The organism is Parabacteroides sp. MSK.9.14, from assembly GCF_019041495.1.
In the GTDB taxonomy this organism is placed as follows: domain Bacteria; phylum Bacteroidota; class Bacteroidia; order Bacteroidales; family Tannerellaceae; genus Parabacteroides; species Parabacteroides merdae.
Genome location: NZ_JAHPXO010000009.1, coordinates 124,428 through 134,478, shown reverse-complemented (window position 1 = coordinate 134,478; position 10,051 = coordinate 124,428). Strand labels below are relative to the sequence as shown.

Genomic DNA, 10,051 nt, shown 5'->3' with positions numbered 1-10,051 from the left:
ACAAAGCTAAATACTCTTGTTTGAAGAACAATGGTAGCATCGCGGAGACGCTTACATAGTTATGATAGATAAATGATAGTTAAAAGCAAGAACTATCATAGAATAACATACTGTTTTACAAGCATATAAATTCATTTATGATAGTATGATAGTTGTTTTGCAAAAAACTAAAAATCCATGCTTACAAAACTTTATTTTGCAGACTTTGGGAAATCTCCTACATTTGCACCATAAATCTGAAATAAAATATGATGCGCATTGATATACTGACCGTACTTCCCGAGATGATCGAAGGAATGGTAAACTGTTCCATTGTGAAACGGGCACAAGACAAAGGTCTGGCTGAAATACATTTACACAATCTGCGGGATTACACGACCAACAAATGGCGGCGTGTGGATGATTATCCTTTCGGGGGTGAAGCCGGCATGGTTATGCAGATCGAACCTATCGACCGGGCCATCTCGGCTTTGAAAAGCGAGAGGGATTATGATGAAGTTATTTACACATCGCCAGATGGGGAAACCTTCAACCAGCCGATGGCAAACAGCATGTCGATGCTGAACAATCTGATCATCCTTTGCGGACATTACAAAGGAATCGACTACCGCATCCGTGAACATCTGATAACAAAGGAAATATCTGTTGGTGATTATGTCCTGACAGGAGGCGAGTTGGCTGCCGCCATCATCACAGATGCCGTCGTACGTCTTATTCCCGGAGCAATCGGCGACGAGCAAAGTGCCCTCTCCGACTCGTTCCAGGATAATTTGCTAGCTCCCCCAGTCTATACCCGGCCTGCCGATTACAACGGCTGGAAAGTTCCCGACGTCCTTCTGTCCGGACACCAACGCAAGATCGAAGAATGGCGTCTCGGACAAGCTCAAGAAAGGACAGCCCGGCTACGCCCCGATTTATTGAAGTAAATTGTCCTACTTCTGCTCTACTACGAAATTATAGATAAACTCATATTCATACGTGTTATTTTCCGCAGTTGCACCATTCACGGGATTGATCTTTTCTTCAATCGTCATGCCTGTGATATAATCGCCGGTCAACGTATAGCGGAATGTATATTCGGCGCAAATATCCGTTGCATCGGAGACATTATACCAATAGGCACGGGTTGGCAGATTCTGATTCATCTTCCCATAGAGCAGGTTCAACGGAGAAATCACATCAAAGCCGACCGGTTGAAATGAATTGACAACTCGGAACGGAAAGTTCTCTGGACGTAATTGAGAATTATATTCATATGTAATCTCTTTCTGTGGCAGATAAGCATAATGCACCGCATTTCCATTTTCCCACGAATAGCGATCCACCTCACCTAGTTCTCTTACCTGATAACCCGAACCGTCCTCATTCGGCCACTGGATAATCTGCGAAACTGATTTCCTTCCGTATTTAATATAATCCGATTGATTTGCTTGTCCTGGTCATAAGTGATATTCGCGTTAAAAAAAGCATTTTCGTTTTTCGTACATGTAACACTCGTCAGCTTGTTCAACTCAGGAATAAACGGCTTATCATCATCTCCACAAGACATAAGACCTGCCACCATCAAAAGCACACTTAAAAATTTCTTCATCTCTCTTTCTTTTTATTATTCGATCTTACAAAAATAGGACATTTGCTAAAATAACGGACGAAGTAACCTATTTTAAGTAATTCTACTTGAAGAAATGCGAGTAAACCATTAGCTTTGCAATATAATTTATCATAATAAATGGCTAATAACAAACATCTTACAATAAGATAAAACGTAAAGCATACAATATCTAAAATTTAATAACATGAGAATGAAACATCTGACGGTAGCAGCACTAACATTATTGCTGTCTGTTTCTTGTAGCCAAAGACAAGAAGATTATCCGTTTCGCAATCCTGATCTCCCTATCGACGAACGCATAGACGACCTCTTGAAACGTCTGACTGCTGAAGAGAAGATCGGCCAAATGATGAATACGACTCCGGCAATCGAACGCCTCGGTATACCCGAATACGATTGGTGGAACGAAGCCTTGCACGGTGTCGCACGTGCCGGAAAAGCGACTGTTTTCCCACAGGCTATCGCGATGGCGGCGACTTTCGACGACGACGCACTGTACGAAACATTTACAATGGTGAGCGATGAAGCTCGCGCCAAATACCATCAGTATCAAAAAAATAAAGAATATGACCGCTACAAAGGCTTGACCTTTTGGACGCCGAATATCAATATCTTCCGTGATCCCCGCTGGGGCCGTGGCATGGAAACCTATGGAGAAGATCCGTACTTGACAGAACGGATGGGGGTTGCCGTAGTGAAAGGCTTGCAGGGAGACGATCCGAAATACTTTAAGACACATGCTTGCGCCAAGCATTATGCAGTCCATAGCGGACCGGAATGGAACCGTCACGAATTTGACGTCACAGTGACGCCCCGTGATTTATGGCAAACCTACCTGCCAGCTTTCGAGGCTTTGGTAAAAAAAGGAAATGTACAGGAAGTCATGTGCGCCTACAATCGCTATCAAGGCAAACCCTGCTGTAGTAGCGACAAACTGCTCATCGACATCCTTCGGAATAGTTGGGGATATGAAAACATCATCCTTTCCGACTGTGGTGCGATCAACGACTTCTGGCAACGGGACGAACGCACGCCTCGCCACGAAACACATCCCGATGCGGAAAGCGCTTCTGCAGATGCTGTCCTGAACGGGACTGACCTGGAATGCGGCAACAGCTATAAAGCTTTGATCAAAGCTTTAAAGGAGGGAAAGATATCCGAAAATGATCTGGATGTCTCCCTACGCCGCCTGCTGAAAGGTCGTTTTGAATTAGGCATGTTCGATCCGGACGAGCGGGTTCCTTATGCTCAAATCCCATACAACGTGGTGGAAAGCCCCGAACATGTGGCACAAGCACTCGAAATGGCGCATAAGAGTATGGTGCTGCTGAAGAACAAGAATAACACACTTCCACTGAGTAAAACGATCCGGAAAATTGCAGTTGTCGGTCCGAATGCCGCCGACTCGACCATGCTTTGGGCGAACTACAACGGCTTCCCGACGCATACCGTAACAATATTGGAAGGTATCCGCAACAAAGTGCCCGATACAGAAGTAATCTACGAATTAGGATGTAATCATGCGGCTGACTTCGTAATCCAAGACTTGGGCAACCACATCACCTCCCCTGCCGGACAGGGATTCGCCTCCGAATTCTACAACAATACGGAATTCAAGGGAGAAGCCGTTTATAAAGGTTTAGCAAGCCAATTACATTATACGACAGGCGGAAACACGCAGTTCGCACCGAATGTAAACCTGACAAACTTCACAGCACGTTTTACCGGCGAGTTTGAAGCACCAGAGACGGAACAGGTTGAGATCAAGTTGTCAGGAAACGACGCCTTCCGCCTCTTTATCGGAGATGAAAAAGTAGCCGAAGTTTGGGAAAACGAATACGGGGCAGAAAAGACGTATATGCTGAATGCGGAAAAAGGAAAGAAATATCCTGTCAAGATCGAATATATGCAACGCACGGGTAGCGCTGACCTTAACTTCCAGATCGGTACGCGTCGACCTGTCGATTATGCCGCCACTGCCGCTAAAGTCAAAGATGCAGATGTGATTGTCTATGTCGGAGGTATTTCGCCTCGCTTGGAAGGTGAAGAAATGCCGGTCAACGTGGAAGGTTTCAAGAAAGGAGACCGCACCAATATCGAGATACCGAAAGTACAACAAGAAATGGTAAAAGCACTGAAAGCAACGGGTAAACCGGTTGTCTACGTGCTTTGTACGGGTAGTGCCCTGGCTTTAAACTGGGAAGATGCCAACATCGACGCCATTCTGAATGCCTGGTATGGCGGACAAGAAGCCGGGACAGCGGTTGCCGACATCCTGTTTGGCGACTACAATCCGTCAGGTCGCTTGCCAGTCACATTCTATAAATCGATCGACCAGTTGCCGGACTTTGAAGATTACAGCATGAAAGGCCGTACCTACCGTTATATGACCGAAACACCACTTTATCCGTTCGGATACGGCTTGAGCTACACGAACTTTGCCTATCGGAATGCGAAGCTGTCTTCTGGCAAGATTACCAAAGACCAATCTGTCACACTGACGTTCGACATTGCCAACACCGGCAAAATGGATGGTGACGAAGTCGCACAAATCTACATCAAAAATCCGAACGATCCGGAAGGGCCGATCAAAGCGCTGAAGGCTTTCTTGCGTGTACACGTAAAAGCTGGCGACAGCCAGGAAGTCAACATCGAGCTGACACCCGAAGCATTCCACTCTTTTAACGACAATACACAAACGATGGAAGTCCGTCCCGGAAAATATCAGATACTTTACGGCGGTTCATCAGACGAAAAAGCCTTAGAGAGATTAGAGTTGACAATCGAATAAAAACAAATGCCGCAGGTCTCCGGATAATCCGGAAAAACCTGCGGCATTCTATCTATTCCATAACCCTATGCATTACGCCTCCTAACCCATAAGGTTAAAGGGCGTAACCCTATGGGTCTTATCCAATATACGTCTCCATAAATTTGGCACCCGGAACCGGTGAAATCGTCACGACATCCGTATCTGCCGGAATCAGGACCGTTTGTCCTTGGTGAATATAAATTTCATTGCCTTTATTGTCACGGATAGAAGCTTTACCCTCCATACAAATATAAACGACGAAAGAATCCAGTTCGGAGAAATCACGAACCATGATCGTATCGACATCCAGCAAATTCGTTGTAAAATACTTGCAGGCTGCAAGCTCTACAGTCGCATTCGTATGTGCTTTGTAATGGGTGCGGTAGTCCGGATACAAGGTATAGTCGATCGCATCCTTTGCCAGTTCGGTATGCAATTCACGCCCTTTGCCATCCGGTCCCTTACGGTCATAATCATATATACGATAGGTGATATTGCTCGTCTGCTGGATTTCAGCAATAAAGCAACCGGCTCCGATAGCGTGTACACGGCCCGCGGGCAGGAAGAATACATCGCCAGGATTCACCTCGTATCGTTGTAACACATCCATGATCGTATTATCCTCGACACGTTTCACGTATTCATCCGCATTGATCTGCTTTGAAAAGCCTGAATATAAGCCGGCACCTTTGGCAGCATTGATCACATACCACATTTCTGTCTTGCCAAAAGAATTATGGCGTTTCTTTGCCAATTCATCATCCGGATGAACCTGAATAGACAAATTATCGCGTGCATCGATAAACTTGATCAACAAAGGGAATATGGAACCAAATTGTTCGACCACCTTTTCCCCTAACAGTTGCTTGCCATATGTACGGATCAGTTCATCTAGCGTTTTACCCTCAAGTGCACCATTATCTACAACAGAATAATTGCCCTCTACATGTGAAAGTTCCCAACTTTCGCCAATACCTTCCTGCACCGGAGTGATGCCCTTAAACGGGCAAATGTCAGAGCCTCCCCAGATAATCTTCTTGAGGATAGGCTTAAATGTCATTGGATATAACATATTTGATTTTTGATTTATCAGATTTATAATTTATGATTTACGCATTGACCACAAATCACAAATTATAAATCACAAATTATTTCGCTTTCTTTACTTTCTTCAATACAACAGCGCTGCGTGCCGGAATGTATAATTTGAGCCATTCTTTTTTCTCTTTTTTATACAATGGATCGAATTGCGTGAAATGATGAATGGTATCATCCGCGAGCCCGAAGCCACCGAATCGGTTAGCATCGGTATTCAGTACCACCTCATATTCACCCTTAGGCACAAGGAAACCGTAATCGGCAAACGATTTTGTCGGATTGAAATTGAATACGAACACCAAGTCTTTTCGCATATAAGCCAAAATCTGATCCCCATCGTTATCCCAAACTTTCTGTATCGGAGTGGACTGGAAGTTCTTCACGCTACGGATCAATTCCAACATTTCACGATCGAAATCGCCTAAGAAATGATATTTCAAATCCATATTATCGACCAAATCCCATTGGCGGCGTGCATACTTATGCGACCAGCCATTTCCTTCACGCGGGAAATCGATCCATTCCGGATGGCCAAATTCATTCCCCATAAAGTTCAGATAACCACCGTTGATGGTGGAGGCCGTGACCAGACGGATCATTTTATGCAAAGCTACACCCCGTTCCACCATAAAATTGTGATCATCTTTCTGCATATGCCAATACATGTCGGCATCGATAAGACGGAAAATGATCGTCTTGTCACCCACCAACGCCTGGTCATGACTTTCCGCATAGCTGATTGTCTTTTCGTCAGCACGGCGGTTCGTCGTCTCCCACCAGATGGAAGAAGGATGCCAGTCTTCGTCTTTCTTTTCCTTGATCGTCTTGATCCAGTAATCGGGGATATTCATTGCCATACGGTAGTCGAAGCCATAACCGCCATCTTCATATTTGGCAGCCAATCCGGGCATTCCGCTTACTTCTTCGGCAATCGTAATCGCATTCTTATTGACTTCGTGGATAAGCTTATTAGCCAACGTCAAATACGCAATAGCATCACCATCCTGATGACCGTTAAAATAATCAGCATAATTACAAAATGCTTCGCCCAGTCCGTGACTGTAATAAAGCATCGAGGTCACGCCATCAAAACGGAAACCGTCGAATTTATACTCGTCCAGCCAGAATTTGCAGTTCGACAACAAAAAATGAAGCACTTCATTCTTTCCATAGTCGAAACAAAGGGAATCCCATGCCGGATGCTCGCGACGGGCACCGCCCAGAAAATATTGCGTGTAAGATCCATCGAAACGTCCGAGGCCTTCTACTTCGTTCTTGACAGCATGACTATGTACGATATCCATAATCACAGCAATCCCCATACTATGAGCCTCGTCTATCAACTGTTTCAGTTCTTCCGGCGTACCAAAACGGGAAGATGCGGCAAAAAAACTGCTGACATGATAACCGAACGAACCATAATAAGGATGTTCCTGGATAGCCATAATCTGAATGGCATTATATCCTTCCTTCGCAATACGGGGCAGCACCATACGACGGAATTCGTCGTAACTGCCGACTTTCTCTTCATTCGAAGCCATACCGATATGACATTCATAAATCAGCAATGGAGAGACATTAGGCTTAAACCGTTTATGCTTGAACACATAAGGTTTCTCCGGATTCCATACTTGCGCGCTGAAAATTTTGGTATTTTCATCCTGAACGACACGCCGTATCCATGCAGGAATACGTTCCCCGCAGCCTCCTTCCCACTCGACTAGGAGTTTGAACAGGTCTTCATGACGCAGCAAACCTTCAGCAAGCGCAATCTCCCAAATGCCATTGCCCAACCGTTGCAACTTATACCGATCGTCCTTCTTCCATTCGTTGAAAGTCCCAATCATATATATAGCAGTAGCATTGGGTGCCCACTCACGAAAAACCCATCCACTCTTTGTCTTATGCAATCCGAAGTAGAGATACCCGGAAGCCATTTCCGACAACGTCTGTCTGCCGTTACCGGTCAGGTTCTTCTCTTTGTTTACCACGTATTGGTACCGTCCTTCTATTGCCTCCTTATAGGGGGCCAGCCAAGGGTCATTCTTTATTAGATTTAGCGACTCCATGATTTTTTGAGATTGGTTTCGCACAAAGATAGAAGAAAAAACTCACATATAAATAAAAAGTCCGTTGCAAATGCATAGGCTTAAATCAATTATCCGAAGAACTCCGTCTGTTCTTGTTCAAAATCAATGTTGACGGCATCTTTTGAAGGGCCTCTTTACGGTGTTCGGATACGTCATTCCAAGTGTTGTAGCCGATCAGCATGAAGTTATAGCTATTGAACAATCCCGGCGTCAGGTCTTTATCCGGTAACAGCTGGGTTTGTGGGATGGACGAGACGAAATCCCAAAGCTCTTTGAGAATTTGATCATGTCCGGGTGTTGTGGTGGACATCTTGGCTACAATACCGACAGAACCGTGAGTCGCTTTCAGCAATGTCCTTGTGTAGTCGAGCAGAAAGAGATCTTCTTCGGAACTGATAACCACCAACGTATTGGTGGCCTTCACGAAATTTCGGTTAATAAATACACCGACGTCGCAATTACTGCGGGCAATAAACATCTTAGTCTTATCTTTCAGCAACGCACCAGGATAAAACCAGGATTCGGGAGCTTTGAAGCGTTTGAAATAACGGTTATAGAAGGAAGTACGGTAACGGGTAGCCGCGATATCGTCCGGCGAGTCGCTCATGGAGATGCCGGAACCGACCAGCAGGAAGTCAAATCCTTCGTTATTGACGATGTCGCAAATATCCTGTCCGGCGTTATTCGAAACCTCATAGCGTGTATGGATGTGCATACCTAATTTTTTGGCTCCATACAAGATCGGTCCGAAACTCACTTCCTCAAAATTATCCGTATGTAACGGATTGACATCGGACCCGACGGTCAGGTGTAGCGCCGTCAAGTCCAGTTTGTTCTTTCCACGGGCAAACATCTGGTGAGCCACATCAAGCATAATCTGTCCATTTCCGGCACGTCCGAATGAAAGGAGAACCTTAAATATCCCGTCGGCCGGTTCCACACAAACCTGATGTTCCTTAATCTTTTCACGTGTCTTGAAACACAATTTAATGAAAGAAACCAACGGGATTGTCATAAAGGTCGTGACCAGGGTCATCAAAACCAACATGACGAAAATAGAAGGCGGCAATATCTTCATCTCATAACCGATCGTCAACACGACCAGCTCCATCAGACCGCGTGTATTCATTAAAGCCCCAATGTAAAAACTGTCTTTCCAGCTTTCACCGACAAAACGAGCGGAAAACAAAGCACCCCCGAACTTACCGATAATAGCCACTACGATGAAGATTCCACACATGACCCAAAGTTCCGGTGTGTTCAGCAGACCGATCTCCGTACGCAGTCCAGTCGAAACGAAAAAAAGCGGCAGGAAGAGCGCCAATGATACGTCTTCCACCTTTTCCGTCATGATCTTGCGGAATTTGATGTTCCCTGGCATGACCACGCCTGCAATAAAGGCGCCGAAAAGAGCATGCAACCCTAATATCTCGGTAAAATAGGAGGATACGATCAGTAACAGGAACATCAGGGCCACCAGTGCTTTGTCAATCACTTCTTTATTATGGTATATATGCCCGATCATCCGTAAGAAAGGACGAACAGCAAGAAACATAAAAAGAATGTACAGAATGGAGAATAATATATTGTAAACGGCACTCAGCATACTACCCGCCTGAGCGATGGCAATCACGACGGCCAACAGGCACCAGGCAGTAATGTCTCCGTTGGCAGCACTTGCCAATGAGATAGTTCCCAAATGTGTTTTGGTCAACCCTTTTTCCTGGATAATCCGGGCTAAAACGGGAAAAGCCGTGATACTCATGGCGATCCCGATAAATAGAGCGAACGACAGGAATGGTGTTCCTTTATGAGCATAAGATCCATAGACATAATAAGCAGTCAGCATACCGAAGAAAAACGGCACGATCGTACTGGTATGGCTGATCAGGATAGTTTCCTTCAATTTTTTACGAACTTCGCCGATATCCAGTTCCATACCGATGGCAAACATGAAAAGGATAAGACCGAATTGGCTTAATATGGTGATATTACCTAATGACTCGAGTGGAAAAAGAAACGCAGATACCCCCGGCAAAAGATGGCCGAGCACAGACGGACCGAGTACGATACCAGCTACGATTTCACCGATGACGGTGGGTTGGCCGATCTTTTGAAACATCCAACCGAACAAGCGGCAGACAATTAATATGGTAATAATTTGCAGAAGAAGGATTCCCATCGACGACTGGATATGGCGAGTAACCGAATCCCAGAACACAAGAAATCCCTCCCCCATAGTTTGGGGAGCATTTTGCATGGTCTGAACGGCTGTTCCGACCTGCTGGCTTTCTCCTTCTTTGACTATGAAATACATGAGTGAGCCAAAGACCAGGATCATCATCAAATAAAAGGCTATGCTTTTTGTTCCTTTACCCATCTGCTATCTCTGATACGGTTTTTTGCAAAAATAGCGAAATGAATTAATATAACTCCTTG

7 protein-coding genes are annotated in these 10,051 nt (G+C 45.1%); 2 read left to right on the top strand and 5 right to left on the bottom strand.

All coding sequences use genetic code 11. The annotated features are described in order from the left end of the window. Window positions 1-251 precede the first annotated feature (251 nt). Entirely contained in the window at window positions 252-926 is a 675-nt protein-coding gene (trmD, locus tag KTG12_RS07105; RefSeq protein ID WP_005642273.1) for a tRNA (guanosine(37)-N1)-methyltransferase TrmD, read from the top strand. 6 nt (window positions 927-932) lie between these two features. Here trmD and KTG12_RS21700 read toward each other — a convergent pair whose 3' ends face one another. Both KTG12_RS21700 and KTG12_RS21695 read right to left on the bottom strand, forming a co-directional pair. After that, window positions 933-1,325, bottom strand: coding sequence for a DUF5032 domain-containing protein (locus tag KTG12_RS21700; protein ID WP_371745254.1), 393 nt, complete (start codon window positions 1,323-1,325; stop codon window positions 933-935). A 14-nt stretch (window positions 1,326-1,339) separates the two neighbouring features. Beyond that, complete coding sequence (locus KTG12_RS21695) at window positions 1,340-1,591, bottom strand: DUF5032 domain-containing protein (RefSeq protein ID WP_254189038.1); 252 nt, start codon at window positions 1,589-1,591, stop codon at window positions 1,340-1,342. Window positions 1,592-1,796: 205 nt separating this feature from the next. On the opposite strand from KTG12_RS21695, the gene xyl3A reads away from it, so the two are divergent. Continuing rightward, window positions 1,797-4,403: a xylan 1,4-beta-xylosidase gene (gene xyl3A / locus KTG12_RS07095; RefSeq protein WP_005640269.1), complete on the top strand. Its 2,607-nt coding sequence runs from the start codon at window positions 1,797-1,799 to the stop codon at window positions 4,401-4,403. A 118-nt stretch (window positions 4,404-4,521) separates the two neighbouring features. On the opposite strand, the gene KTG12_RS07090 is transcribed toward xyl3A, so the two are convergent. From KTG12_RS07090 to KTG12_RS07080, 3 genes are all read right to left on the bottom strand, one after another. Next, window positions 4,522-5,496, bottom strand: a complete 975-nt coding sequence (locus KTG12_RS07090; protein WP_005640267.1) for a type I phosphomannose isomerase catalytic subunit — start codon at window positions 5,494-5,496, stop codon at window positions 4,522-4,524. 76 nt (window positions 5,497-5,572) lie between these two features. Further along, the gene (locus KTG12_RS07085) at window positions 5,573-7,591 is read right to left on the bottom strand and encodes an alpha amylase C-terminal domain-containing protein (RefSeq protein WP_005650313.1); all 2,019 of its coding nucleotides are present in this window, start codon (window positions 7,589-7,591) and stop codon (window positions 5,573-5,575) included. A gap of 85 nt (window positions 7,592-7,676) precedes the next feature. After that, window positions 7,677-9,992 (bottom strand): cation:proton antiporter, encoded by a 2,316-nt coding sequence (locus KTG12_RS07080; RefSeq protein ID WP_138272930.1) that lies wholly within the window; start codon window positions 9,990-9,992, stop codon window positions 7,677-7,679. Between the last annotated feature and the right edge of the window lie 59 nt (window positions 9,993-10,051).

Bases quoted from the DNA above. Each gene is read 5' to 3' on its own strand.
- KTG12_RS21695 (WP_254189038.1), bottom strand. From the start codon at position 1,591: ATGAAGAAATTTTTAAGTGTGCTTTTGATGGTGGCAGGTCTTATGTCT.
- KTG12_RS07080 (WP_138272930.1), bottom strand. From the start codon at position 9,992: ATGGGTAAAGGAACAAAAAGCATAGCCTTTTATTTGATGATGATCCTG.
- KTG12_RS07085 (WP_005650313.1), bottom strand. From the start codon at position 7,591: ATGGAGTCGCTAAATCTAATAAAGAATGACCCTTGGCTGGCCCCCTAT.
- xyl3A (WP_005640269.1), top strand. From the start codon at position 1,797: ATGAGAATGAAACATCTGACGGTAGCAGCACTAACATTATTGCTGTCT.
- trmD (WP_005642273.1), top strand. From the start codon at position 252: ATGCGCATTGATATACTGACCGTACTTCCCGAGATGATCGAAGGAATG.
- KTG12_RS07090 (WP_005640267.1), bottom strand. From the start codon at position 5,496: ATGTTATATCCAATGACATTTAAGCCTATCCTCAAGAAGATTATCTGG.